This window comes from Arthrobacter woluwensis, assembly GCF_900105345.1.
Taxonomy (GTDB): domain Bacteria; phylum Actinomycetota; class Actinomycetes; order Actinomycetales; family Micrococcaceae; genus Arthrobacter_E; species Arthrobacter_E woluwensis.
In genome coordinates this window covers 1,340,863-1,364,671 of record NZ_FNSN01000003.1, presented here as the reverse complement: position 1 = coordinate 1,364,671, position 23,809 = coordinate 1,340,863, and the positions used below count along the sequence as shown (strand labels likewise).

Below are 23,809 nucleotides of genomic sequence, written 5' to 3'. Positions count from 1 at the left end.
GTCAGCCTCCCTGCACCGCGGTCACGAGTTCCAGTTCATCGCCGTCTTCCAGCGCGGTCCCGGACCACAGGCTCCGCGGGATCACGGTGGCGTTCCGGGCCACGGCCATCCCGACGCGGCGGCCGTCCGCCGCCCGTCCGTCCGGCAGGATCTCCCGTCCGGTCACCTGGGAGACCAGGACCGCCACGGTGGCGTCCTCCCCCACGGCGCGCCGTTCGCCGTTCACGGTGATGTTCATGCGTGCGCCTCCACTGTGTGTTCGTTCAGAAGTCCCGGGCTGAACCGGTCGGGCCGGAAGGCCGCCCAGCGCCCGTCGTCATGTCCGTCGAGCAGGTCCAGGACCGCCCGGGCCGCCACCGGCGTCAGCAGGACGCCGTGGCGGAAGAATCCGGTGGCGATGACCAGTCCGGCCACCTCGCCGCCGCCTGCCGCCGCAACCCGCCCGAGCAGGGGCGCGTTGTCCGGTGTCCCGGGCCTCGCCCGGGCCGTGATCTCCTCGAGTTCGAGTTCCGCCACGGCAGGGACCAGCTGCTGAGCATCCCGCAGGAGTTGATGCACCCCGCCCGCGGACACTCCTGCCTGCCCGTCCTCGCGCTGGGTCGCTCCGATGACCACCGTGCCGTCCTCGCGGGGCACCAGGTAGACGGGGATTCCGCGGACCGAGCCGCGGACCGTCGCGGACAGGAAAGGCCGCAGTCGTTCCGGGACCCGCAGGCGCAGGATGTCCCCGTGCACCGGCCGGATCGGCAGGTCGAGTCCCTCGGGCAGCCCTCGCAGCTCGGGCGAGGCCAGTCCGTTGGCCACGACGACCTCACCCGCGGACACGACACCGCCCGAGGCGAGCAGGACCCCCGTCACCCGGTCCGCGGAGGAGCCGCCGTCGTCGTCGTCCGCCGCCCATTGCAGACCGTCCGCGCGCTCGGCCAGCACCGTCCCGCCGCCGCGGCGGAAGGCCTCCAGCATCGCGGCGTGCAGCATCCGCGGATCCACCTGGTGGTCGCCCGGGGTGAGGAATGCACCGGACAGCTGCGGCGAGAGCAGGGGCTCCATCCGCCGCGCCTCCCGCAGCGAGACCGCCTGGACCTCGAGGCCGTGTGCCTGCTGCGCCGCTTGCAGGTCGGCGAGCGCGGCCCGGTCGGCCGCGTCGAAGCCCACCACGAGCGTCGGCGTCGTCCGATGGCCGCCGGCGGGTCCGAACGGGGCGGCGAATTCCTCCCAGAGCTCCGCCGACTCCAAGGTCAGGGCGAGGAGGTCTTCCTCCTGATAGTGGTACTCGCTCACCGGGGCCAGCATGCCGGCGGCGGCGAAGGTCGCGCCCTGTGCGGGGGCGGGATCGATGAGGGTCACGCGGCGGCCGGAGCGCAGCAGCGTCCAGGCGATGCCCAGGCCCACGATGCCCGCGCCGATCACGGCGACGTCCACCGGCTCCTGCTCCATGCTCCTCGTCCTTCCCTCCGCCGGTACTAACCGGATCAGGTGTGGCGGTCGGCGCTCAAGCCCTCTCAGCCGGCGAATGTGACCATCCGCTCCGGCTCCCGCAGTACCGGACCAGTCTAGAGGAACTAGGCTGAAGCCCATGGGTAATCGAGCAATTGCGACACCTTCCCTCGCCGCGGCACGGCTGTACGTCTGCACGGATTCGCGGGCGGACCGAGGCGACTTCGCGGACTTCGTGGACGCCGCGTATTCCGGCGGGGTGGATATCATCCAGCTGCGGGACAAGACGATCGAAGCGGCCGAGGAACTGGAACTCCTCACGGTGCTCCGCGACGCTGCGGAGCGGCACGGGAAGCTCTGGGCCGTGAATGACCGCGCCGACATCGCGCGCCTGTCCGGCAGCCCGGTGCTGCACCTCGGCCAGAAGGACCTGCCACTCCCCGCCGCGCGTTCCCTGCTGACCGACGACGTCGTGCTGGGCCTCTCGAGCCATGCGCCGGAGCAGGTGGACGCAGCCCTCGCTGCCGCGGCCCGCGGTGAGACCGACTACTTCTGCGTGGGACCGCTCTGGGCCACGCCGACCAAGCCCGGACGCGCCGGGGTGGGTCTCGATCTGGTCCGGTACGCGGACTCGACCGGGACCTCGGTCCCCTGGTTCGCCATCGGCGGCATCGACCACCGGAACGTGGCCCAGGTGGTCGAGGCCGGCGCGCGCCGCGTGGTCGTGGTCCGCGCCGTCACTGAGGCGTCGGATCCCGCGGACGCCGCCCGGCGCCTGCTGGCGGAGCTCCCCGACGCCTGACTCTTCTTAAACTGCGACAGCCCCGGCCACCTTCTCGCGAAGGGGCCGGGGCTGTCGGCGTTGGAGCAGAACCTACTGGATCTCGTACTTCATGCCCTCCGGCTTGCTGGGCATGGCGCACAGCACGATGAGGATGATGCCACCCACGTACGGGATGAGCGACAGGAAGAACATCGGGCCGGGGAAGCCCGCGTCATGCAGACGGCGCCACGCGACGGCGATGAACGGCACCAGAAGCGCCAGGCTGATGATGCCGCCGATGATCATAAGGATCATGCCGAACACCATGCCACCGGTGAAGGTGACGTCCGAGGCAGAGCTGCTGTAGCCGGAATCGTAGACAGCAGTCTGGCTGAGAAGCCCGCCCGCGAACAGCGCGTAGCCGAGGATCGCCGGGATCGCCGCGACGACCGCCTGGAAGAGGTACCACCACCAGAACTCACTGCGGCTGGCACGGCCCTTGAAGTTCGCGTAGTTGGCGAAGCCCATCTTGATGGCCTGCGTGAACCCGACGCTCGGGCGCGGAACGTAGGGCGGGTAGAGGCCACCGCTGTATGCGGGCTGGCCGTACGGGCTGGCGGGCTGCTGCTGGTAGCCCTGCTGACCGTACGACTGCTGCTGGCCGTACTGAGGAGCCTGAGGCGCCTGGGGTGCTCCGTACGGAGGAGCCTGCGGAGGCTGCTGGCCGTACTGGGGAGCCTGCGGCGGCTGCTGCGGCTGGCCGCCGTTGTTGTTGTTCTGCCAATCGGGTTGCTGCGTCATGGTCCTGTCTTTCCCTCAACTGGGTGCGCTTGATGCTTCTTTACCGTACAGTGTCCACCACTTCCGCCCTTCGCTCAATGGGGAAAACTCCCCATTGAACAGGCTTAATATCCGTACTTCATCCCTTCGGGGCTGCTCTCCATGGCCAGGAGCGCCAGGATGATCACCGAACCGAACGGCGCGAGGCTCAGCAGGATGAACCAGCCGCTGTAGCCGGCATCATGCAGGCGGCGCACCCGCAGGGCCAGCCCGGGGATGAGCAACGCGAGCGCCACGACGACGAAAAGGACGCCCAACACGATTCCGGCCACGAGTGGAGCGCTCCAGATGAAGTCGACATCCCGGCTGCGGTACCCGGTCCGCGAGTAGTCCGACAACGCCCCGCCCAGCGACGTCATGAAGCCGACGAACAGGAAGAAGTACGCCACGTAGCCGAGGATCCCGAGGACCAGGTACTCGAAGACGAACCACCACCAGAATTCGGAGTTGACGGCCCGGCCGTTGAAGGTGGCGTAGTTCCGGAAGCCGGACTTGATGGCGTCCACGAACCCCACCTTAGGGCGGATCACGAAGGGAGCGGGCTGGCCCCAGCCCGGCGCCTGCCATGCCGGAGGCTGCCAAGCGGGGCCGGCCTGGGGGTATGCCGGCGGGTGAGGCTGCGGATACGGCTGCGCGCCGGGCTGGGATGGGAAGTCGCCGGAGTGGTTCGGAGGCTGGCTCATGATCACGCTTTCGCTGGAGGTGTCCTGTTCTCCCGCCAGTCTCGCCCACCATCCGTGTCAGGGAAAGTAACGGCCGCCACGGACAAACTCCGTGGCGGCCGTTCCAGGCTCAGTTCAGATTGTCGACGACGGCGTCAGACGCGGACGTCGAAACGCGCGCCTTCCGGCTTGGGCGCCTGAGCCCACAGGAACAGGAGCACCAGGTTGCCGATCGGGACCAGGTAGAGGAAGAGGAACCAGGCGCTGAAGTTGGCGTCGTGCAGGCGCCGGGCCCCGACAGCGATGGTCGGCACGAGGACCGCCAGCGAGAACAGCCCCGCGATGCCCCAGAAGATGAACCCGATGATCATCAGGGCATTGGTGTTCACCTGGGCCTGGCCGGTGCCCGGGATCTCCGTGTAGTCACCGTCGGCGACCGCCTGCGACAGGCCGGTGCCGAAGAAGATCGCCGCAAGGGTGCTGAGGACCGCCGCGATCACGGCCACGAAGACGAACCACCACCAGAATTCCGGACGGCCCGCACGCCCGGTGAACGTGGCGTACTTCCGGAACACGGTCTTGATGGCGGCCATGAAGCCGAGGTTCGTTCCCGGATCGAGGGGGCCGGGCAGCGCGGCGGACTGACCGCCGTAGACCGGCTGCTGCTGATTGCCATACTGCGGCTGAGCATACGATCCGCCGGCCTGTCCGTACTGCTGAGGCGCGGCCTGGCCCGGCTGCTGGTACTGGCCCTGCTGCTGCGCGTACCCCTGCTGGGGGGACTGCTGATACTGCTGCGGGTACCCCTGCTGCTGAGTGGGCTGGCCCTGCCCGTACTGCTGTTGGTTGTACTGCTGGCCGTACTGCTGCTGGTTGTACTGCTGGGGCTGGTTGTACTGCTGAGGCTGACCGTACTGCTGCTGGTACGGACTCTGAGCCTGCTGCTGCCCGTACTGCTGGGGCTGTCCGTACTGCTGCTGGGCCTGGTTCCAGTTCTGCTGACCAGACTGCTGCCCCTGCTGGGTCGGCTGCTGGGTCGGCGCACCCTGCGGGGGCTGCGGGGGACCGGCGGCTGCTGGGGATTCGGCTGATGGGACTCGGGCTGATTCGTCATGGCTTGCCCTGCTCCTGACTGGCCACTGACGGCCGTGACACGCGGTGATGATTTTGCAGTCAGTATGCCAGAAGCGGGACTCGGCGGGATGTCGGAGAAGCCGGGAGACCGCCCGGGGGCTAGCCTGTGAGCGTGACGAACACATGGATCCCCAGTGGCGCCCAGGGCGTTCAGGACGGTCTCGCCGAGGCGCTCACCGCACTGCGCGAAGAACTCGAAGTCCCCCGGGCCTTCCCGCCTGACGTCCTCGACGAGACCGAGCGCGTCATCCGCACCCGGGAACTGCCGTCCTGGGACCGCACCGATCTGGACCTCGTGACCATCGATCCGGCGTCCTCCACGGACCTGGATCAGGCCGTGTTCATAGAACGTCACGGCGACGGATACACCGTCTACTACGCCATCGCGGACGTGCCCTCCTTCGTCACACCCGGCGGGGCGCTGGATGCCGAATGCCGGCGTCGAGGGCTCACCCTGTACGCGCCGGACGGCCGCATCCCCCTGCACCCTGAAGCGATATCCGAGGACGCGGGCAGCCTGCTGCCCGACGTCGACCGGGGCGCCTTCCTCTGGGAGTTCACGCTCGACTCCACCGCCGCCGTCGTGAACGCCACGGTCCGCCGGGCCCGCGTCCGATCGCGCGCCAAGCTGAGCTACCAGGGTGTTCAGGAGGCCATCGACGACGGGACCGCCAGCGAGTGCCTGCGCCTCCTCAAGGAGGTGGGGCTGAAACGGATCGAGCTCGAACGCCTCCGGGGCGGCGCCTCCCTGAAACTCCCGGCGCAGGTGGTCGAACAGGACCCCGAGACCGGGGCCTACCGCCTCATCACCGAAGTCCCGCTCCCGGTGGAGGACTGGAACGCGCAGATCTCCCTCATGACCGGGATGGCCGCCGCGGACCTGATGGTGCGCGGCTCCGTAGGCATCCTGCGGACCATGCCGGCTCCGGACGCGCGGTCCCTCGAGACCTTCGAACGCCAGACTGCCGCTCTCGGCAAGCCCTGGAGCGCCGACGGCCCAGGTGGCATGAGCTACGGCCAATACCTCAGGACACTCGACCCCGCCCAGCCGAAAGACCTCGCGATCATCCACGCGGCGGCCGCCCTCTTCCGCGGGGCGGGCTACGTGGCCTTCGACGGCGAGGTCCCTGCCGACACCGTCCAGGCCGCCATCGCAGCCCCGTACTCCCATGCGACCGCGCCGCTGCGACGGCTCGTCGACCGGTGGGTGCTCGTGGTGTGCGAGGCGCTCAGCCAGGGCACCGAGGTCCCCGCGTGGGCGAGAGAGAGCCTGCCCCAGGTGCCGGACCTCATGAAGGCCGCCGAGCAGCGCTCGTCCCGTCTGGACCGTGCCGCGATCGACACCGTCGAGGCCGCCGTCATGCTGCCCCGGCTCGGGGAGGTCTTCGACGCCGTGGTCATCTCGACCGGCAACGGCAAGAACGCCACCGCCCCGGTCGCCACCGTCCAGTTGCTCGATCCCGCCGTGTCGGCGCGGTGCACCGGCGCCATGGAACCCGGGACGCGGGTGAAGGTGCGCCTGGACGCCGCCGACGTCCAGCGCCGTACGGTCACGTTCAGTCTGGCCGGGGAGGCGCCTTCGGGGTCAGCCCAGGGAGGAAATCCAGGGAATCAGCCCTCCATCCCCTAGAATGAGGGGGTAGTCATGGATGCCCGGTCGTTGATTGACCATTGATTTCCCCCGCCCCGCCCGTTCTTCACGGGCCCGGCACCCCTGATGGCCGCCAGTGCGGCCCACGCAGACCGCGATCGGCTTCCACCCGTACTCCGCCTTCTCCGGGACCTTTCCTGGAACGACCGGTGCCGTCGCCAAGGTTGGCAGACGCCCGTCCCGGCGCTGGCGGAGCAATGCCAAGGAGGCACGCGTGAGCGAAACCCACAGTCATGAAGTCCTGGTCGACACCAGCGGCACGGAGAGTGTCGAGCCGGAGGAGACCATCACCACCACGGCGGAACCGCATGCCGAGGTCCAGAAGACCTTCGCGGACTTCGGTGTCCGCACCGAGATCGTCGATTCCCTGGCCCAGGCCGGGATCATCCACCCCTTCCCCATCCAGGCGCTGACACTCCCCGTCGCTCTCGGCGGGCACGACATCATCGGCCAGGCGAAGACCGGCACCGGCAAGACCCTCGGCTTCGGCGTCCCGGCGCTGGAGCGCATCGTGACCAGCGATGACCCGAAGTACTCGAAGCTGCAGGTCCCGGGCGCTCCGCAGGCCCTCGTGATCGTCCCGACCCGCGAGCTCGCGGTGCAGGTCGCGAACGACCTCGCCACCGCCAGCCGGCTGCACCAGGTCCGCATCGCCACCATCTACGGCGGCCGTGCGTACGAGCCGCAGATCGAAGCGCTCCAGAACGGCGTCGACCTGGTGGTCGGCACGCCGGGCCGCCTGATCGACCTCTACAAGCAGCGCCACCTGAACCTCTCCAACATCAAGATCGTGATCCTGGACGAGGCCGACGAGATGCTGGACCTCGGCTTCCTGCCGGACGTCGAGACGCTGATGGCCGCCACCCCGGCCGGCACGCGTCAGACGATGCTCTTCTCCGCCACCATGCCCGGCCCGGTCATCGCCATGGCCCGCCGGTACATGACGCGCCCCACCCACATCCGCGCGGCGGACCCGGACGACGAAGGCCTGACCAAGCGGGACATCCGCCAGCTGGTGTACCGCGCGCACTCGCTCGACAAGATCGAGGTCGTCTCGCGGATCCTGCAGGCCCGTGGCCGTGGCCGCACCGTCATCTTCACCAAGACCAAGCGCACCGCCGCGAAGGTCGCGGAGGAGCTCGTGGACCGCGGATTCGCCGCTGCCGCGCTGCACGGTGACCTGGGCCAGGGCGCCCGCGAACAGGCCCTGCGCGCCTTCCGCAACAACAAGGTGGACGTCCTGGTCGCCACCGATGTCGCCGCCCGCGGCATCGACGTCGACGATGTCACCCACGTCATCAACTACCAGTGCGTCGAGGACGAGAAGATCTACCTCCACCGCGTGGGCCGCACGGGCCGTGCCGGCAACAAGGGCACCGCCGTGACCTTCGTGGACTGGGAGGACATGCCCCGCTGGGCCCTGATCAACAAGGCTCTGGGCCTCGACTTCGCCGAGCCGGTCGAGACCTACTCCTCCTCCGCCCACCTCTACACGGATCTGGACATCCCGGAGGGCACCAAGGGCCGCCTGCCCCGCGACAAGCGCGTCCTGGCCGGCGTGGATGCCGAAGTTCTCGAGGATCTGGGCGAGACCGGAAAGCGCGTGACCAAGCGCCCGTCGTCGTCCTCCCGTGGTGACCGTCAGCGCAGCGGCGAGCGCCGCTCCGAGGGCCGGCGCAGCGAGGGGGCTTCCGGAGACGGCGAGGGCCGCCGTCGTCGGACACGTCAGCCTGCCGCGGAGACCACCGAAGCGCCTGCCGCCGAGAAGAAGAGCGACGACGACTCCCGTCGCCGCCGCCCGCGCAACCGCACCCGCCGCCGCAACGGCGAGGTCGTGGCCCGCGAGGCCGGCGCCCCCGCCCAGGAATCCTGACGGGATCCATGGCCCGGACCGCTGAACAGCTCTGGCAGCCGGACGGCGGGAACCTGGTGGTCCAAGCGGACAACGCCGGGTTCCTGCCGTCCCTGCCGGATGACTCGTTCACGCTCATCTACATCGATCCCCCGTTCAACACGGGTCGCACCCAGCGCCGCCAGCAGACCACCATGGTCCGCAGCGCGGAGGGCGAAGGTGACCGGATCGGCTTCCAGGGGCGCTCGTACCAGACGCTCCGGGGGGACCTGCATCGCTACGACGACGCCTTCGAGGACTACTGGGCGTTCCTTGAGCCCCGCTTGCGTGAGGCATGGCGTCTCCTGGCCCCGGACGGAACGCTGTACCTTCACCTGGACTACCGCGAGGTGCACTACGCCAAGGTGATGCTCGACGCGATCTTCGGGCGCGAGTGCTTCCTCAACGAGATCATCTGGGCCTACGACTACGGCGCCCGCGCCCGTCGCCGCTGGCCCGCCAAGCACGACAACATCCTGGTCTACGTCAAGGACCCGGAGGCGTATCACTTCGACGCGGCCGAGGTGGACCGCGAACCGTACATGGCCCCCGGTCTCGTGACCGAGGAGAAGCGCCAGCGCGGGAAGCTCCCTACGGACGTCTGGTGGCATACCATCGTCTCCCCCACGGGCAAGGAGAAGACGGGCTATCCGACGCAGAAACCGGAAGGGCTCCTGCGCCGCATGGTCATGGCGTCCACCCGGCCTGGCGATTGGTGCCTGGACTTCTTCGCGGGCTCCGGAACCCTCGGCGCGGTGGCCGCGAAGACCGGTCGCCGCTTCGTCTGCGTGGACGAGAACCCGTCCGCCGTGTCGGTCATGGCGACCCGGCTCGCGGACTCCGCCACGGTTCACACGCTGGACTGAGTCCTGCGGCGCGCCCTCAAGGCTTGCCGGCGAGTGCGTCGAGGAGACGCCCCAGCCCTGCGGGGTCCTCCAGATGCGCAAGGTGACCCACTCCGGCGAGCTCGTGGACCCGCGCGCCCGGCACCCGGCCCACGACGGCGTCGAACGCCGTTCCATAGGGCTCGCCGTGTCGGTTGAGTTCCCCGACGATGAGATCCACTCGGTCGGCTTTCCGCGCCAGTGTCTCCGGCAGCGCCACTGCGTTCAGCGCCGTCAATTCGGCGGCCAGGGGCGCACTGAACCGCCGGAGTTTCTCCCAGACGGCGGGATCCGCCCGGAGCCCCGCGACATAGTCGGCCGTGAAGCCTGAGATGTCTCGGTTGACGATCTCGACGCTCCGGTCCCAGTCCTGTGCCTGCTCCGCCGTCCGCAGGCCCGGAAGGGCCTCCGCGGCGAACGGTCGACCGACAGGCTCGTAGGCGATCACCTGCTCCATCGTGTGCCGGCCGGCGGCGAGCAGGGCGATCAGGCCCCCGTAGCTCCAGCCGAACACGGCCTTCACGGGACCGAGGACTTCCAGCACCGCCAGCAGATCGCCCACCTCGACGTCCAGGGAGTAGTCCGCGGTGAGCGGTCCCGACGGCGCTCTCCCCCGGCGATTCAGCACCGCGACCGAAGGCCAGGCCGTGATCGCCCGCGCGACGGCGCCCCAGGAGTGCGCGTCGCTCATCACGCCCGGCACCATCACGAGACCGGGCGCGCCGGGGTCGCCGTAGACATCGACCGTCAACCAGCTGCCGTCGTCACGCTTCACTGTTTTTTGAATCGTTTGCTCCATAAATCAATTATGGAGCAAACGATCTATAATTCCAGGGTGTCTTCCACCACCCGGGGCCGTCCCTCGACGTTCAGCCGCGATCGCGCCATCCTGGGTGCCGCGCGCCTCTTCTGGCGCCACGGCTATTCCGGGACCTCCACGCGGGCGCTGACCACGGAACTGGGGATCTCGACGTCGAGCCTCTACGCCGCGTTCGGCAGCAAGGCCGGCCTCTTCGAGGAGGCCGTGCGGACCTATGCCGAGCGCTACCGCGAGATCTATCAGAGCGCCGTGACCGAACCGGAGGCTCTGGGGGTCATCGAGCGGGTGCTCGTCGATTCGGTGGGCGAGTTCACCCAGAGCAGCGATGTTCATCCCGGCTGCCTCATCAGCAGTGCCGCTCTGGCGGACAGCACGAGCACCCTCGACGCACGGGCCTATGTCGCGGACCTACAGGCCTCCAATGCGGAGGCCCTGCTCACGCGGCTCCGCCAGGCGGCAAACGACGGTGAACTGCGCCGCGGCATCTCACCGGAAACGCTGACCTCCTTCATTCAGTCGGTGTGGCACGGGCTGTCCGCGCAATCGAATCTCGGAACGGGACGGGACGAACTCCTGGAGACGGCTCGCCTCGCCCTCCGGCTGATCGCCGGGCAAGCACTCAGCGCACCTTCCCGGGGCTGACCCCTCAGCCCCGGATCACGCTGCCGCGGCCCTGGTCCTCGATCCGGGCGAACTGCTCCGGCGACGTGAGGTTCTCGCCCAGCAGATTGGGTTTGCCCTTGCCGTGGTAGTCGCTGGAGCCGGTGACGATGAGGTCGTGCTTCGCGGCGAGGCCCAGCAGGTATTCGCGGCCTTCGCGCGGATTGTCCCGGTGCCAGACCTCCAGGCCGCCGAGTCCGGCGTCGATCATCTCGTGGAAGGTCTGCTCCCCCACCACACGGCCGCGCGCGCTGGCCACCGGATGAGCGAACACGGGAACGCCGCCTGCGTCCCTGACGAGCTCGACGGCGAGTGCCGGTTCCACGGCGTAATGCTGCACGTAGTACCGCGAATGCGACGTCAGGATGGTGGCGAAGGCCTCGGTCCGGTCACTCACGATTCCCGCGGCCACCAGAGCGTCCGCGATGTGCGGCCGTCCCACGGTGGCGCCCGGCGCCAGGTGCTGGGTGACGTCGTCCCAGTTGAGCGGGTAGTCCTCCGCGAGCAGCGCGACCATGTGCTCGGCCCGGCTGAGCCGTGCGTCGCGGGCCTTCGAGATCTCCTCCAGTAGGCCGGGGTGGGTGGGATCGTGCAGATAAGACAGCAGGTGGACGCTGATGCCCTCGGAGGTGCGGCAGCTGATCTCCATACCCGGCACGAGGGCGACGCCCAGAGCCTTCGCCGCTGCGGCCGCCTCAGCCCACCCGTCGGTGGTGTCATGGTCCGTCAGCGCGACGACGTCGAGCCCGGCCTGCGCGGCGGAGGCCACGAGGTCGGCGGGCGGCTGAGTGCCGTCCGAGATGTTCGAGTGTGCATGCAGGTCGATCCTCACGCTCCCAGCGTAGTCCCGGCGGACCCGCGGAGCTCACCCGTCGCCGTCGTCGCCCCTCGCAGGGCGGGGCTCTCCCGCTTGGCCGGTCTCCCGGGTGAGCCACCACGCGACGCCACAGAGGACAACCGCGATCACCCCCGACACGATCAGCGCCGGACGCGCCCCGAAGAACCCCACCGACCAGGCGGCGGCCAGCAGGACGATGATTCTCAGCGCGTTGTCCACCGACACGTCCAGACCCTCGACGCGCCCCAGGAACTTCTCCGAGATCGACTTCTGGAACAAGGTCGTGACGGCCACGTTGTACGGGGCATTGACGCTCGCGCTCACCGCCACGCCCACCAGCAACAGGATCACGTTCGGCGACAGCCCCATGATCACTTGGGAGGTGGCGAGCAGGAGCAGACAGGCGAGGAAGCACCGGCGCAGGGCCTCGGTGCGCAGGAAGACGCCGGTGAGAACCGCGGCGGCCACGGCCACGATGCCATTGAGTGACAGCACGAAGCCGAAGACCTCGGCGGGTAGCCCGAGATCGGATGCGATCAGGAAGATCAGGCTGAACGAGTTGACGGCGGCGGTGATGGTGACCCCATAAGAACCCAGGAGTATCCCGAGAGCTGGACGGTGTCCTGCCAGATACCGCACCGCGGGAGGAATGCCCAGCACCAGTTCCCGCAGCTCCTCCCTGAAGACCCGGAGCCGGTCCGCCAACGGCACGCGTTCAGTCCCCGCTTCAGGCGTCTTCCGGACGACTTTGGAGAACAGGTACGCGGCGGCCATGAAGGACACCCCATCGATGAGGAAGGCGGGCGCCGCACCCCAGAGCGCGAAGGCGCCCGACGCCAGGGCAGGCCCGACCGAGCTCACGGCCCAGGTGGCCGACTCGAGGTAGCCGTTCGCCCGGGAGAGCAGACCTTCCTTGACCAGCCGGGGAAGGAAGACGAACGCCGACGAAGCGAAGAACACCGACGAGATCGCCGAGGCGGTCACGATCAGCACGGCCAGATACCCCGGCCCGGCGAGCCATGCCGGAGCGGCAAGTCCGAAACTCAGAAACCCTCGCAGCACGTTGGTGACGAGGAAGGTCCGCCGCAGGTCCCACCGGTCCGCAACGGCGCCGGCGAGAGGGCCCAGCACCAAAGCCGGGAGGATCGTCATCAGCAGCAACGTGACCCGGGCTGCCTCCTTGTCCGCTGATGCCTCGTAGAACCACAGATCAAGGGAAAGCGACCGGAAACTGTCCCCGATGTTCGAGATGCTGACCGCGGTGAGGAAGCCGAAGAAGGCAAGGGGCAGCCCGGCGCTGCGGGCCGAATCCGTGATTTCCGCGCTCATCGATGACCTGACCTCGAAGGGTGTGGCGGGCTGAGCACACCGGGGATCGGCGTGAAGTACGACATATACAGCGGACTCCGCCGTGAAGCGAGTCAAGCCCCCGGAGCGGCACTCCCCGGCCCGGCTCCTGCCTTCCCCGGATCAGTGAGACGATAGGAGGGTGAATGACGCAGAACACACCACTGATGCCAGCACCCAGCCGTTGGAGGACCGTGTGAACAACCGTTCGCAGCGCCCCTCCTCCGATGCCTTCAAAGCCTTCATGGCCAGCAGCTGGGCTCCCGCCTCGCAGGAGCTCCCGGCCGAGGAAGCCGTCGCCGCACACGCCGCCCGCCGTCGTCGTGCGATCTCGGAGCAGTTCAAGGGCGAACGCCTGGTGATCCCCGCCGGTCCGCACAAGGTCCGCAGCAACGACACCGACTACCGCTTCCGCCCTCACTCGGCCTTCGCGCACCTGACGGGCCTGGGCGTGGACCACGAGCCGGATGCGGTCCTGATCCTCGAACCCACCGATGACGGCCAGGGCGACGACGGCGGCCACCACCACGCCACCCTGTACTTCCGTCCCATGGCCGGCCGCGACACCGAGCAGTTCTACGCGGACGCACGGTCCGGCGAGTTCTGGATCGGCCCGCGCCCGAGCCTGGCCGATCTGAAGGCCCGCCTCGACCTGGCGACCGCGCACCTCGACGAGCTCGAGGTGGCGATCACCAAGAACGTCGGCGCGTCCGAGATCGGCGGCATCTCCATCCGTCTGCTCCGCAAGGTCGACGAGAACATCGACGCCCTGGTGGACACCGCCCGCTACAACACCGCCCAGGACCCCGAGAACCTGGATCTCTCCCAGCTCGACGCCCTGGACGAGAAGCTGGCCGAGGCCCTGTCCGAGCTCCGCCTGATCAAGGACGAGTGGGAGGTCGAGCAGCTCAAGCTGGCCGTCGCCGCCACCGTCGAGGGCTTCCACGAGGTCGTCAAGGCTCTGCCGCGCGCCGTCGCCCACCACCGTGGTGAGCGCGTCGTGGAAGGCGCGTTCTTCGCGAAGGCCCGCGAGGAAGGCAACGACCTCGGCTACGACACCATCGCCGCCTCCGGCAACAACGCCACCATCCTGCACTGGATCAACAACAACGGTCAGGTGAAGGAGGGCGACCTCCTCCTGCTCGACGCCGGCGTCGAGGCCGAGAGCCTCTACACCGCGGACATCACCCGCACCCTGCCGGTCAACGGCACCTTCTCCGAGGTGCAGCGCCGCGTCTACGAAGCCGTGCTGGACGCCGCCGACGCGGCCTTCGCGGCGGCCCGTCCGGGCCTGAAGTTCCGCGAGCTGCACCAGATCGCCACCCGCGTCCTGGCCGAGCGCCTGGCCGAGTGGGGTCTGCTGCCCGTGACCGTGGAGGAGGCCGTCTCGGAGAGCGGTCAGCAGCACCGCCGCTGGATGCCGCACGGCACGAGCCACCACCTCGGCATGGACGTCCACGACTGTGCCCAGGCCAAGCGTGAGCTGTACCTGGATGCCGAACTCGCCGAGGGCATGGTGTTCACCATCGAGCCGGGCCTGTACTTCAAGTCCGAGGATCTCGCGATCCCGGAGGAGTACCGCGGCATCGGCGTCCGCATCGAGGACGACATCCTCGTGACCGCGGACGGCGCCGTGAACCTGAGCGCCGCACTGCCCCGCACGGCCGACGACGTCGAGGCCTGGATGGCGAGCCTGCGCGCCTGAGCGTCACGCATCGCCGTCGTGGCGCGCTGAGCGCGACAGCGTGAGCACCGCGCCCCGGGCATGAGAATGGCCCCGCACCGGAATCCCGGTGCGGGGCCATTCGTCCTTCCAGACCCGTGCGACGCACGGCGTCACACTTCGCGGTCCCGGCGGAACCGGCCGGGACTACTCGCCCCGGGGATCCTTGGTGGGCTGCTCGCCATGCTGGTCCTGCTGCGGCTCGTCGTGCTGCGCCTGGCCGTCCGAGTGCTGGCCTTCACCGTGCTGGCGCTCCTGGTGCTGCCCGTGCTCACCCTGCTGCTCCGCCTGCGGAGCGCCGTCGTGGGGCTGCTCGGCGTCGTGCGGCCGGTCGGCCCCGTGCTGCGGCTCAACGTGCTGCGGCTCAACGTGCTGCGGCTCTCCCTGCTGCTGTTCCTGAGCCGGCGCGGCGGGAGCGGCCGGGGGTGTCTGGTTCAGGCGGACGCCGTACTGCGGGCGACCGTCCGGAAGATCACGGTAGTCCGAGGACACGGTGGACGGGGCCTGCTGTTCCGGAGCCTGAGCCTGCTGGCCGGAGTCCTCGGCGCGCTGTCCGTACGGGTTGCCCCAGCCCTCGGGCCGCTGCGGTTCCTGCGGCGCCTGAGGCTGGCCGTAACCCTGCCCGTAGCCGGGGTGCTGGCCACCCTGCGGACCCTGCTGCTGACTGTGCTGGCGGGCGCCGCCGTCGTTGCCCCGCATGGGAAGCTGCAGGAGCAGCCGGCTCGCCTCCCCCGCGACCTCGGGGGCCACGATGACGTCATAGCTGCTGGCCAGCACCTGGCTGGTCGAGGTGAAGTCACGCTTGCCCCGCTGCATGGCGTAGCTGACGATGCCGAAGAGCGCGAAGAAAGCAGCGCCCATCAGCACCGAGGTCACCACGGAGAACGCGCCGCCGGGAGAGAACAGGGACAGCAGCAGACCGATGAAGAGACCGAACCACACGCCGCTGAGCAGGCCGGACATGGCCACGCGCGGGTAGCTCAGACGGCCGGTCACGCGCTCCACGAGTTTCAGGTCGTTGCCCACGATCGAGACGTACTGGACGGGGAACTGCTGGTCCGCCAGGTAGTCCACGGCCTTCTGGGCATCGAGGTAGGAGTTGTAGGAGCCCACCGTCACGCCCTGCGGCACGGAACGGAGCTCCTCGGGAATCCTGGGTGCACCAAACAAGTTCGACATACCCACATTCTTGCCTATTCAGCCGGGCTGCAACCGGAATTCAGCCAAACGTGGACGAAGTGGATAGCCTAGTCGGGTGAGCAACCCTACTTCCCGCGTCTTCGTTGCCCGCCTCCTCGGTCTGGATGTCTTCGACCCTTTGGGTGACCGGCTCGGACGCGTCCGCGACGTCGTGGTGCTGGCCCGCGCCAACAACGCGCCTCCGCATGCGGTCGGCCTGGTGGTGGAAGTCCCGGGCAAGAAACGCGTGTTCGTGCCGATGACGCGCGTGACGAGCATGGACCAGGCCCAGGTCATCAGCACCGGGCTGGTCAATCTGCGCCGCTTCGAACAGCGCGGCATGGAGACCCTCGTGGTCGCCGAGATGTTCGACAGCCGGGTCACCCTCACGGACGGCTCGGGCTCGGCCACGATCGAGGACATCGCGATCGACCAGCACCGCTCCGGCGACTGGTTCGTCTCCAAGCTCTTCGTGCGCCGCGGGCACTCGTTCTCCCCGCTCGCCCGGCTGCGCCGCAACGAGACCATGATCATCAACTGGACGGACGCCGTCCCGGCCGCGGCCACCGAACCGCAGGCCGCCACGGCCTTCGTCGCCAGCCACGAGGACCTCAAGGCCGCCGACTTCGCCGAGGCCCTGCAGGAGATGAGCGACAAGCGCCGCTTCGAAGTGGCCAGCGAGCTTCAGGACGAACGTCTCGCCGACGTCCTCCAGGAACTCCCGGAGGAGGACCAGGTGGAGATCCTGTCCTCCCTGGACCGCGAACGCGCCGCCGACGTGCTCGAGGAGATGGACCCGGACGACGCCGCCGACCTCCTCTCCGAGCTCCCCGAAGCGCAGCAGGAGGAACTCCTGCAGCTCATGGAGCCCGAAGAGGCCGAGGACGTCCGCCGCCTCCTGGAGTATGACGAGGACACCGCCGGCGGTCTCATGACCCCGGTCCCCGTGATCCTCCCGCCGGAGGCCACCGTGGCCGAGGCCCTGGCCCACGTGCGCCGCGAAGAGCTGACCCCGGCCCTCGCGTCCTCCATCTTCATCGCCCGCCCGCCGCTGGAGACCCCCACGGGCCGGTTCCTCGGCGTCGTGCACATCCAGCAACTTCTGAGGTATCCCCCGCCCGAACCGATCGGCAATCTCGTGGACAAGAACCTGGAGCCCGTCCAGGATCAGGCCCACATCAGCGAGGTGGCCCGCATCATGGCGGTCTACAACCTCAACGCCCTGCCCGTGGTGAACGACACCGGCCGCCTGGTCGGCGCCGTCACCGTCGATGACGTCCTGGATCACCTCCTACCCGAGGACTGGCGCGCCCACGCCGAGGACGTCCCGTTCAAGAAGCTGAGGGGTCGCAATGGCTGACAACAGGGATCGCCGCCCCGGAGCGGAGAAGAACAGCCTGGACACCCCCCGCGCCGCACGGGGCCGGTTCTTCCCCCGGTTCTCCCCCAACCCGGACGCGTTCGGCAAAGCCACGGAAGGCTTCGCCCGCTTCATGGGCACCCCGCAGTTCCTCGTCTACATGACGATCTTCTGTGTGTTCTGGCTGGCCTGGAACACCTGGGCCCCTGCGGATCTCCAGTTCGACCAGCAGGCGCTCGGTTTCACCCTCCTGACGCTCATGCTCTCCCTTCAGGCCTCCTACGCGGCCCCACTGCTCCTCCTCGCCCAGAACCGGCAGGACGACCGTGACCGCGTGGCCCTGGAACAGGACCGCCAGCGCGCCGAGCGGAACCTCGCCGACACCGAGTACCTCACCCGTGAGCTTGCCGCGCTGCGCGTCGCGCTGCGCGAGGTCGCCACCCGTGACTACGTCCGCGCCGAGATGCGGTCCCTCCTCGAGGACATCATCGAGGCCCAGGAGGAGTTCCACTCGGGTGAGGACGGCGCCGGCGACGGTGAGACGACGGCGGACAAGGTCAAGGAGAAGATCCGCGACAAACGGGACCGTCAGCGCGGTCCCCGCACTCAGCAGATCCCGAAGATCAAGAAGCCCAGCCGGGAACCGGGAGCATGACACCTCCCGGCACTGAACAGCTGCAGCGCGCCCTGGACACGGTGATCGACCCGGAGCTCCGGCGCCCCATCACGGAGCTCGGCATGGTCGACGCGGTCTCGATCGACGACGACGGCGCGGTCCGCCTGCGCGTGCTCCTCACCATCCAGGGCTGCCCCCTGCGGGACACCATCACGGCCGACGCGACGGCGGCGCTGCTGACCGTCCCCGGGGTGACGTCCGTCGACGTGGAGCTCGCCGTCATGACCCCGGAACAACGGCAGGCGCTCAAGGATCAGCTCCGCGGTCCCGGCGACACCCGCGGCATCCCGTTCAACCAGCCGGGCAACTTCACCAAGGTGTTCGCCGTGACGAGCGGCAAGGGCGGAGTCGGCAAGTCCTCGGTGACCGTGAACCTCGCGTGCGCCCTGGCCGCCCGGGGCCTCCGGGTGGGCATCGTCGACGCCGACGTGCACGGATTCTCCGTCCCCGGCCTCATGGGCATCACGCAGTCCCCGACCCGCGTGGACGAGCTGATCCTGCCGCCCGTGGCCCACGGGGTCAAGGTCATCTCGATCGGCATGTTCGTGGAGGGCAACGCCCCCGTCGCCTGGCGTGGCCCCATGCTGCACCGCGCCCTGGAGCAGTTCCTCTCCGAGGTGTACTTCGGCGACCTGGACTACCTGTTCCTGGACCTGCCCCCGGGCACCGGCGACATCGCCATCTCCGTCTCGCAGCTCCTGCCGTCCGCCGAGGTCCTCGTGGTCACCACCCCGCAGTCGGCGGCGGCCGAGGTCGCCGAACGATCCGGCACAGTCTCCACACAGACCGGCCAGCGGGTGGTCGGCGTGGTCGAGAACATGTCGTACCTCGACACCCCCGGCGGTGAGCGGCTCGAAGTGTTCGGCTCAGGAGGCGGTGAGACGCTCTCCCAGCGCCTCACGGAAGCTCTGGGCTACCAGGTCCCACTCCTCGGAAAATTGCCGCTGGAGATCGCGCTCAGGGAGGGTGGGGATTCCGGGATGCCGGTCGTCCTGGCCCACCCGGACGCCGCGGTCTCGCGGGCACTCCTCTCGGTGGCGGACGCTCTGGCCGCCAAGCCACGCGGGCTGAGCGGGCTCTCCCTCGGCGTCACCCCCCGGGGGTGACCGAGAGCCCACCCTCGGCCACGGCTCACCCCGGAGACGACGACGGCGCGCCGACCATCGGATGGTCGGCGCGCCGTCGTCGTACGGCAGCTGTGCTCAGGTGGCCTCGGTGTCGAAAGGCGCGCTCTCGCCCTCGGCCAGTCGCGGGATCTCCCGCTCCGGCATGGCGGTCGCGACGGCGGCCGCACCCACGGCGGCGGAGGCAGCGGCCGGGGCCTCCGGCTCCAGCAGGGCTTCGCGGATGATGCGGCGGGGATCGTACTGACGGGGGTCGTACTTGCGCCAGTCGACCTCGTCGATGTCGATGCCGACCTCGTCCTTGATCTGTTCCCGGGCGCCCGACGCCATCTTCCGGACGCCACGGACCAGATTCATCAGGCCCTGGGTGTATTCGGGCAGACGCTTGGGGCCGATCACCAGAACGCCGATGATCAGCAGGATCAGGAATTCTGGCCCATTAATACCGAATATCACGTTGGAAAGACTACCCTCTCCCCCGCCTCCCGGACGATCCCGGACGTGGGGCCGATCTTCAGTGACACGGAGCGGATCCGGTCAGTGGATTCCCGCCACGCGAGGGAGCTTGAGCTGGGGCCGTCCGGTGGCCGGGCGACGCGGATCACGGTCCGCCAGTGCGGTCCGCAGAAGCGCACGACCACGGTGGATCCGGGAACGCACGGTGCCGAGCTTGATGCCGAGCGCGGTGGCGACCTCGTCGTAGGAGAAACCCTCGATGTCACACAGGATCACGGCCGTGCGGAACTCGATCGGCAGCTTGTCCAGCGCGGCCTGGATGTCGGAGTCCAGGTTGTTGAATTCGAAGCTGCGTTCCGGGCTGGTCTCGTTGCCGGGGATCCGCTGATCGGCATCCTCGGGCAGTCCGTCGAAACGGATGCGGGCCTTGCGGCGCACCTGGTCCAGGAAGAGGTTCGTGGTGATCCGGTGCAGCCAGCCGTCCAGGGTGCCCGGCTTGAACTTGTCCAGCGATTTGAAGGCACGGACGAAGACCTCCTGCGTGAGGTCCTCGGCGTCGTGACGGTTTCCCGTGAGACGGAAGGCGAGACGGAACACCTTGGCGGAGTGGTTGGTGACCACTTCCTCCCAACTGGGGCGCTTCCATTCCTCCAGCGGCGTCTCCACCTGGCCGGAGTCCTCGACTGCCACCGCGGTGGCAGGATTGTCAGCCATGTTCAGCATGTCCTGCTCCCTTCCGATCCATCCCCCGATGGCGGGTATGCGCCATACCGAGCCCCGGCTTCAATCGCCAGCACTTTGACCGTTATCATGTCAAGGTTCCCTGTGAAATATCTGGGGAGCTTCTTCCAGATACATCTTTTCCGCAGAGGGCGAACCACATGAGCACCGACAAATCCACCAGCTGGTCCTTCACTGAAGGCCTGCCGGAGGAAGACCAGGTGCTCCTCCGGGCACGGGAACGTGCCTTCGACCTGGGTGTTCCCGCCGTCTCCGCGGGCACCGGCACGGCGCTCTCCGTCCTCGCCGCCACGGCGAAGGCCCGGACCGCCGTGGAGATCGGCACCGGCGCGGGCGTCTCCGGCGTCTACCTGCTGCGCGGGCTCTCGCCGCAGGCGGTGCTGACGTCCATCGACCACGACGTGGAACACCTCCGTGCGGCTCGCGTGGCGTTCGCCGAAGCCGGTGTCCCCGCCAACCGCACCCGCACGATCTCCGGCCGCGCGCAGGACGTTCTGCCGCGCCTCACCGATTCCGCCTACGACCTCGTCTTCATCGACGCCGACAAGGCCCAGGCCCCGTTCTACGTCACCCAGGCGCTCCGGCTGCTCAAGCCCGGTGGGGTCCTCCTGCTCAACGACGCCCTCGACCGCGACCGCGTGAGCAATCCCGCCAACCGCGACCAGACCACCGTCGCCCTGCGCCAGCTCATCAAGAGCCTGCGCGAGGACGAGGGCGTGCTGACGACCGTGTTCACCACGGGCGACGGCCTCCTCGCCGCGGTCAAGCGCTGAGTCCTCCGGCGCTCGGCCCGGAGCGGCCGAGGCCTTAAATACCGCAGCGCGGCCGCTTTCCAGCAGCCGCGCTCCGTGCTTCAGGCCTGCGTCACGCCCTCCAGGCAGTTCTTCAGCTCAGCGGCCTCATCGGCGTTGAGCTCCACTACCAGCCGGCCGCCGCCTTCCAGCGGAACCCGCATGATGAGACTGCGTCCTTCTTTGGTCACTTCCATGGGTCCGTCCCCGGTCCGGGGCTTCATGGCGGCCATAGGAGATTCTCCTTGCGTTCGTCGAGTGCGTCCTGCCTATTATCCCCTGAGTCGCGGGTCACAGGCTAATCGATGGACCAACCCGCACACCGGGAGAGCCCCAGGTCACGGAGGATAGTCGCCACCGCCCGGCAACTGGGCCCACGCCCAGAGCCAGACGATCCACACGATCTGGAGCAGGGAGAACATCAGGACGACCGTCCAGCGGTAGGCACGCGAACGCGAGACGAATGCCGTCGCGAGAGCCAATGGGAAGAGGGGCAGCAGCATCCGGAAGGTGCTGGTCTGAGGGTGCAGGAAGGCCAGCAGGTAACCGAAGTAGCAGGCGCACCACAGGCGGAGTTCGACGCCGATCGCGCGGACCGCAGGCGCCTTCAGCAGGGCCCACGCGAACACGCCCACGAACGCCAGGAGCGCGACCGGGCCCAGCCCGGGTCCTAGGAGCCCGACGGCCATGTCCCACCACGGCTTGAAGGGCACCAGGTCGGTCCCGCGCCAGACGGTCTCGGTGCGGGTGTAGGCCTGAGGGTCCCCGGTCTTCAGCCAGGCGAGCGCCGGCCAGGTGAGGGCGGCCGCGCAGGACACCACGGTCAGCGCGGCGTGCCGCAGCAGCGAGCCGAGCTCGTCGGGGGCCGGCCGGCGTCGTGCGCGGAAGAGCAGCCAGAGACGGTGGACCAGCAACAGTCCCACGAGCGCGCCGAAAGGCACCCCCGTGGGCCGGGACAGCGCTGCGAGGATGACGAACGGGATCGCGGCGAGGTACCGCTGCCGCACGAGGGCCAGCAGGGACGCGGCCAGCAGCAGGAGGTTGAGTGACTCCGCGTACGGCACCTGCAGGATGCCGGAGACCGGGAACACCGCCACGAAGGCCGCGCCCCAGAAGGCCGTGCGGTGGGACGCGAAACAGAGGAAGAGGCGGAAGATCACCAGCACGGCGCACAGGCCGGCCACCATCGCGATCACCGTCATGGACGCCAGGACCGGAATCCCCAGGACCCCGGAGAGGGCCTTCCCCAGCAGCGGGAACAGCGGGTAGAAGGCCCACGCGTTCTCCTGGACGTTGCCGAGGGCGTCGACCGGGAGCTGCGACGGGTACCCCTGTTCGGCGGCCGTCTGGTACCAGCGGCCGTCCCAGATGGTGATGAAATCCCAGTACCCGGGGCTCGCGGGCATCCAGGGATTCATGCCCTGCTTGAAGGCCGCGCCGGAGAAGACGATGAAACTGAAGACGCGGGCCGCCACGTAGACCGCGCTGAGCTGCGCCCACCAGGGCCACCTCCGCGGCGCGGTGATCATGCCCCGGGCGCGCGACGCCGCTTCGGACCCGCCCCGGCGCAGCTCCTCGGAGACCGGTTCACTCATGCGGACGATCACCGGTCGCCGGCCCGACGACGGCGGACCCCGCCGTCAGTTCCGCGAGCCGGCCACGCAGCTGATTCAGTTCGCTCTGCTGGACGGCGAGCTGATCCCGCAGACGGTCGAGCACCTCATCGACCTGGTCCATCCGGTACCCGCGCAGGCCGAGCGAGAACCGCAGGCGGTCCACATCCGCGGGCGTGGGGCGTTCCGGGAGCAGCACGGCCGGCAGGTTCGCCACTGGTTCCTCGAACCCGTCCTCCAGATCGGGGGCGCTCACCGAGCGTCCTCCCACCCTGATCCTGCGCAGCAACGGCGTGGCCATGACGAAGGCCGCGCCGAGCACCACGATCGCAAGGAACACCAGGAGGAAAGTCATGCCTCCATGGTGCCAGAAAGCCCCGCCCCGGCCGACAACGGACCAGGACGGGGCTTCCCGCGCGCGGACTACTCGGGACGCTCGTCCGAAGTGCCCGGGTGGACGTCGTGGAGCACCCGGCGGACGGCGTCGTCGGGGTCATCCACCAGCTGGATGAGGTTCAGATCCTGCGGCGACACCATGCCCTCGGCCACGAGCGTCCCCTTGATCCACTCGATCATGGGTGTCCAGTAGTCCACGCCCACGAGCACGATCGGGAAAGAGGTCACCTTGTGGGTCTGGACCAGCACCATGGCCTCGAACAGCTCGTCGAGAGTCCCGAGGCCGCCCGGCAGCACCACGAAGCCCTGGGCGTACTTCACGAACATGGTCTTCCGGGCGAAGAAGTACCGGAAGTTGACGCCGAGGTCCACCCACTCGTTCATGCCCTGCTCGAACGGCAGCTCGATGCCGAGGCCCACCGAGACGCCGCCACCCTCGACGGCGCCCTTGTTGGCGGCCTCCATCGAACCGGGCCCGCCACCCGTGATCACGGCGACGCCGCTCTCGGCGAGCTTGCGGCCGATCTGCACCCCGAGCTCGTAATACCGGGAGCCTGGCTTGGTGCGAGCCGAGCCGAACACGCTGATGGCGGGTCCGAGGTCCGCCAGGGCGCCGAAGCCCTCGACGAACTCGCTCTGGATCCGCATGACGCGCCACGGGTCGGAGTGGACGAAGGCGCCCGGCGTGCCGCTGTCCAGCAGCCGCTGGTCCGCCATCTCGATGCCGGCCTGCCCGCGCCGCAGTTCCACGGGGCCGCGACGCCGGGGTTCGTTGTGCCGGGGGGAAGTGAAGTGCGTGCTCATGGTCTTAGGCTAACGGGAT

The 23,809-nt window shown here is 68.9% G+C and carries 25 protein-coding genes and 1 riboswitch; of the genes, 10 read left to right on the top strand and 15 right to left on the bottom strand.

Features of this window, described 5'->3' with window-relative positions:
- Position 1 precedes the first annotated feature (1 nt).
- Both thiS and thiO read right to left on the bottom strand, forming a co-directional pair.
- Positions 2 to 238 (bottom strand): sulfur carrier protein ThiS, encoded by a 237-nt coding sequence (gene thiS, locus BLV63_RS06910; protein WP_066211186.1) that lies wholly within the window; start codon positions 236 to 238, stop codon positions 2 to 4.
- On the bottom strand, positions 235 to 1,437 hold the full coding sequence (gene thiO / locus BLV63_RS06905) for a glycine oxidase ThiO (protein ID WP_066211188.1): 1,203 nt from the start codon (positions 1,435 to 1,437) through the stop codon (positions 235 to 237). Before thiO ends, thiS begins: the two co-directional genes overlap by 4 nt.
- Positions 1,433 to 1,549, bottom strand: a riboswitch (TPP riboswitch). (Overlaps the previous gene by 5 nt.)
- Positions 1,550 to 1,576: 27 nt before the next feature.
- Here thiO and thiE point away from each other — a divergent pair.
- Positions 1,577 to 2,239, top strand: a complete 663-nt coding sequence (thiE, locus tag BLV63_RS06900) for a thiamine phosphate synthase (protein ID WP_066211190.1) — start codon at positions 1,577 to 1,579, stop codon at positions 2,237 to 2,239.
- Positions 2,240 to 2,311: 72 nt separating this feature from the next.
- On the opposite strand, the gene BLV63_RS06895 is transcribed toward thiE, so the two are convergent.
- The 3 genes from BLV63_RS06895 to BLV63_RS18110 form a co-directional block, all read right to left on the bottom strand.
- The gene (locus BLV63_RS06895) at positions 2,312 to 3,001 is read right to left on the bottom strand and encodes a DUF805 domain-containing protein (protein ID WP_066211194.1); all 690 of its coding nucleotides are present in this window, start codon (positions 2,999 to 3,001) and stop codon (positions 2,312 to 2,314) included.
- Between the two features lie 104 nt (positions 3,002 to 3,105).
- Positions 3,106 to 3,723 (bottom strand): DUF805 domain-containing protein, encoded by a 618-nt coding sequence (locus BLV63_RS06890; protein ID WP_074784515.1) that lies wholly within the window; start codon positions 3,721 to 3,723, stop codon positions 3,106 to 3,108.
- Between the two features lie 134 nt (positions 3,724 to 3,857).
- Positions 3,858 to 4,961, bottom strand: coding sequence for a DUF805 domain-containing protein (locus BLV63_RS18110; RefSeq protein WP_066211197.1), 1,104 nt, complete (start codon positions 4,959 to 4,961; stop codon positions 3,858 to 3,860).
- Here BLV63_RS18110 and BLV63_RS06880 point away from each other — a divergent pair.
- The 3 genes from BLV63_RS06880 (at position 4,949) to BLV63_RS06870 (ending at position 9,244) form a co-directional block, all read left to right on the top strand.
- Positions 4,949 to 6,466 carry an RNB domain-containing ribonuclease gene (locus tag BLV63_RS06880; RefSeq protein WP_074784108.1) on the top strand — a complete coding sequence of 506 codons (1,518 nt, stop codon included), beginning with the start codon at positions 4,949 to 4,951 and terminating at the stop codon, positions 6,464 to 6,466. The two genes, BLV63_RS18110 and BLV63_RS06880, sit on opposite strands and share 13 nt — an antisense overlap.
- A gap of 235 nt (positions 6,467 to 6,701) precedes the next feature.
- Positions 6,702 to 8,360, top strand: coding sequence for a DEAD/DEAH box helicase (locus BLV63_RS06875; protein WP_066211199.1), 1,659 nt, complete (start codon positions 6,702 to 6,704; stop codon positions 8,358 to 8,360).
- Positions 8,361 to 8,368: 8 nt separating this feature from the next.
- On the top strand, positions 8,369 to 9,244 hold the full coding sequence (locus BLV63_RS06870; protein WP_066211202.1) for a DNA-methyltransferase: 876 nt from the start codon (positions 8,369 to 8,371) through the stop codon (positions 9,242 to 9,244).
- Between the two features lie 16 nt (positions 9,245 to 9,260).
- Here the strand turns inward: BLV63_RS06870 and BLV63_RS06865 are convergent, their stop codons facing one another.
- On the bottom strand, positions 9,261 to 10,061 hold the full coding sequence (locus BLV63_RS06865; RefSeq protein WP_066211205.1) for an alpha/beta fold hydrolase: 801 nt from the start codon (positions 10,059 to 10,061) through the stop codon (positions 9,261 to 9,263).
- A 36-nt stretch (positions 10,062 to 10,097) separates the two neighbouring features.
- Between BLV63_RS06865 and BLV63_RS06860 the strand changes: the two genes are divergently transcribed.
- Positions 10,098 to 10,724: a TetR/AcrR family transcriptional regulator gene (locus tag BLV63_RS06860; RefSeq protein WP_066211207.1), complete on the top strand. Its 627-nt coding sequence runs from the start codon at positions 10,098 to 10,100 to the stop codon at positions 10,722 to 10,724.
- 4 nt (positions 10,725 to 10,728) lie between these two features.
- On the opposite strand, the gene BLV63_RS06855 is transcribed toward BLV63_RS06860, so the two are convergent.
- Both BLV63_RS06855 and BLV63_RS06850 read right to left on the bottom strand, forming a co-directional pair.
- Entirely contained in the window at positions 10,729 to 11,574 is an 846-nt protein-coding gene (locus BLV63_RS06855) for a PHP domain-containing protein (RefSeq protein ID WP_066211209.1), read from the bottom strand.
- 33 nt (positions 11,575 to 11,607) lie between these two features.
- Positions 11,608 to 12,909: an MFS transporter gene (locus BLV63_RS06850; protein WP_066211211.1), complete on the bottom strand. Its 1,302-nt coding sequence runs from the start codon at positions 12,907 to 12,909 to the stop codon at positions 11,608 to 11,610.
- A gap of 160 nt (positions 12,910 to 13,069) precedes the next feature.
- Here BLV63_RS06850 and BLV63_RS06845 point away from each other — a divergent pair, with 160 nt between their 5' ends.
- Positions 13,070 to 14,632 carry an aminopeptidase P family protein gene (locus BLV63_RS06845; RefSeq protein WP_066211213.1) on the top strand — a complete coding sequence of 521 codons (1,563 nt, stop codon included), beginning with the start codon at positions 13,070 to 13,072 and terminating at the stop codon, positions 14,630 to 14,632.
- A gap of 165 nt (positions 14,633 to 14,797) precedes the next feature.
- Here BLV63_RS06845 and BLV63_RS06840 read toward each other — a convergent pair whose 3' ends face one another.
- Complete coding sequence (locus tag BLV63_RS06840; RefSeq protein ID WP_254780494.1) at positions 14,798 to 15,829, bottom strand: YflT domain-containing protein; 1,032 nt, start codon at positions 15,827 to 15,829, stop codon at positions 14,798 to 14,800.
- A 76-nt stretch (positions 15,830 to 15,905) separates the two neighbouring features.
- Here BLV63_RS06840 and BLV63_RS06835 point away from each other — a divergent pair, with 76 nt between their 5' ends.
- Genes BLV63_RS06835 through BLV63_RS06825 form a run of 3 tightly spaced genes read left to right on the top strand, consistent with a single transcriptional unit; the run spans position 15,906 to position 18,971 of the window.
- A complete protein-coding gene (locus BLV63_RS06835; RefSeq protein WP_066211215.1) occupies positions 15,906 to 17,189 on the top strand; it encodes a magnesium transporter MgtE N-terminal domain-containing protein in 1,284 nt (427 codons plus the stop codon).
- Positions 17,182 to 17,844, top strand: a complete 663-nt coding sequence (locus BLV63_RS06830) for a DUF1003 domain-containing protein (protein WP_066211216.1) — start codon at positions 17,182 to 17,184, stop codon at positions 17,842 to 17,844. The genes BLV63_RS06835 and BLV63_RS06830 overlap by 8 nt, the downstream gene beginning before the upstream one ends.
- The gene (locus BLV63_RS06825; protein ID WP_066211219.1) at positions 17,841 to 18,971 is read left to right on the top strand and encodes an Mrp/NBP35 family ATP-binding protein; all 1,131 of its coding nucleotides are present in this window, start codon (positions 17,841 to 17,843) and stop codon (positions 18,969 to 18,971) included. The genes BLV63_RS06830 and BLV63_RS06825 overlap by 4 nt, the downstream gene beginning before the upstream one ends.
- A 96-nt stretch (positions 18,972 to 19,067) precedes the next feature.
- Here the strand turns inward: BLV63_RS06825 and BLV63_RS06820 are convergent, their stop codons facing one another.
- Both BLV63_RS06820 and sigE read right to left on the bottom strand, forming a co-directional pair.
- Positions 19,068 to 19,442, bottom strand: a complete 375-nt coding sequence (locus BLV63_RS06820) for a twin-arginine translocase TatA/TatE family subunit (protein WP_066211984.1) — start codon at positions 19,440 to 19,442, stop codon at positions 19,068 to 19,070.
- An 84-nt stretch (positions 19,443 to 19,526) separates the two neighbouring features.
- Positions 19,527 to 20,159 carry an RNA polymerase sigma factor SigE gene (sigE, locus tag BLV63_RS06815; RefSeq protein WP_066211986.1) on the bottom strand — a complete coding sequence of 211 codons (633 nt, stop codon included), beginning with the start codon at positions 20,157 to 20,159 and terminating at the stop codon, positions 19,527 to 19,529.
- Positions 20,160 to 20,326: 167 nt separating this feature from the next.
- Here sigE and BLV63_RS06810 point away from each other — a divergent pair, with 167 nt between their 5' ends.
- Positions 20,327 to 20,959, top strand: coding sequence for an O-methyltransferase (locus BLV63_RS06810; protein ID WP_066211223.1), 633 nt, complete (start codon positions 20,327 to 20,329; stop codon positions 20,957 to 20,959).
- Between the two features lie 80 nt (positions 20,960 to 21,039).
- On the opposite strand, the gene BLV63_RS06805 is transcribed toward BLV63_RS06810, so the two are convergent.
- The 4 genes from BLV63_RS06805 to BLV63_RS06790 form a co-directional block, all read right to left on the bottom strand.
- On the bottom strand, positions 21,040 to 21,210 hold the full coding sequence (locus tag BLV63_RS06805; RefSeq protein ID WP_074784102.1) for a DUF3117 domain-containing protein: 171 nt from the start codon (positions 21,208 to 21,210) through the stop codon (positions 21,040 to 21,042).
- Between the two features lie 105 nt (positions 21,211 to 21,315).
- Complete coding sequence (locus BLV63_RS06800; RefSeq protein ID WP_066211988.1) at positions 21,316 to 22,572, bottom strand: hypothetical protein; 1,257 nt, start codon at positions 22,570 to 22,572, stop codon at positions 21,316 to 21,318.
- On the bottom strand, positions 22,565 to 22,945 hold the full coding sequence (locus tag BLV63_RS06795) for a DivIVA domain-containing protein (protein ID WP_066211225.1): 381 nt from the start codon (positions 22,943 to 22,945) through the stop codon (positions 22,565 to 22,567). Before BLV63_RS06795 ends, BLV63_RS06800 begins: the two co-directional genes overlap by 8 nt.
- A gap of 68 nt (positions 22,946 to 23,013) precedes the next feature.
- Positions 23,014 to 23,790, bottom strand: a complete 777-nt coding sequence (locus BLV63_RS06790; RefSeq protein ID WP_066211227.1) for an LOG family protein — start codon at positions 23,788 to 23,790, stop codon at positions 23,014 to 23,016.
- Positions 23,791 to 23,809 lie beyond the last annotated feature (19 nt).

Coding starts and splice junctions, on each gene's coding strand:
- sigE (WP_066211986.1), bottom strand. CDS start 20,159: ATGGCTGACAATCCTGCCACCGCGGTGGCAGTCGAGGACTCCGGCCAG.
- BLV63_RS06840 (WP_254780494.1), bottom strand. CDS start 15,829: ATGTCGAACTTGTTTGGTGCACCCAGGATTCCCGAGGAGCTCCGTTCC.
- BLV63_RS06895 (WP_066211194.1), bottom strand. CDS start 3,001: ATGACGCAGCAACCCGATTGGCAGAACAACAACAACGGCGGCCAGCCG.
- BLV63_RS06805 (WP_074784102.1), bottom strand. CDS start 21,210: ATGGCCGCCATGAAGCCCCGGACCGGGGACGGACCCATGGAAGTGACC.
- BLV63_RS06865 (WP_066211205.1), bottom strand. CDS start 10,061: ATGGAGCAAACGATTCAAAAAACAGTGAAGCGTGACGACGGCAGCTGG.
- BLV63_RS06790 (WP_066211227.1), bottom strand. CDS start 23,790: ATGAGCACGCACTTCACTTCCCCCCGGCACAACGAACCCCGGCGTCGC.
- BLV63_RS06795 (WP_066211225.1), bottom strand. CDS start 22,945: ATGACTTTCCTCCTGGTGTTCCTTGCGATCGTGGTGCTCGGCGCGGCC.
- BLV63_RS06830 (WP_066211216.1), top strand. CDS start 17,182: ATGGCTGACAACAGGGATCGCCGCCCCGGAGCGGAGAAGAACAGCCTG.
- BLV63_RS18110 (WP_066211197.1), bottom strand. CDS start 4,961: ATGTGTTCGTCACGCTCACAGGCTAGCCCCCGGGCGGTCTCCCGGCTT.
- BLV63_RS06870 (WP_066211202.1), top strand. CDS start 8,369: ATGGCCCGGACCGCTGAACAGCTCTGGCAGCCGGACGGCGGGAACCTG.
- BLV63_RS06890 (WP_074784515.1), bottom strand. CDS start 3,723: ATGAGCCAGCCTCCGAACCACTCCGGCGACTTCCCATCCCAGCCCGGC.
- thiO (WP_066211188.1), bottom strand. CDS start 1,437: ATGGAGCAGGAGCCGGTGGACGTCGCCGTGATCGGCGCGGGCATCGTG.
- thiS (WP_066211186.1), bottom strand. CDS start 238: ATGAACATCACCGTGAACGGCGAACGGCGCGCCGTGGGGGAGGACGCC.
- BLV63_RS06825 (WP_066211219.1), top strand. CDS start 17,841: ATGACACCTCCCGGCACTGAACAGCTGCAGCGCGCCCTGGACACGGTG.
- BLV63_RS06800 (WP_066211988.1), bottom strand. CDS start 22,572: ATGAGTGAACCGGTCTCCGAGGAGCTGCGCCGGGGCGGGTCCGAAGCG.
- BLV63_RS06850 (WP_066211211.1), bottom strand. CDS start 12,909: ATGAGCGCGGAAATCACGGATTCGGCCCGCAGCGCCGGGCTGCCCCTT.
- thiE (WP_066211190.1), top strand. CDS start 1,577: ATGGGTAATCGAGCAATTGCGACACCTTCCCTCGCCGCGGCACGGCTG.
- BLV63_RS06810 (WP_066211223.1), top strand. CDS start 20,327: ATGAGCACCGACAAATCCACCAGCTGGTCCTTCACTGAAGGCCTGCCG.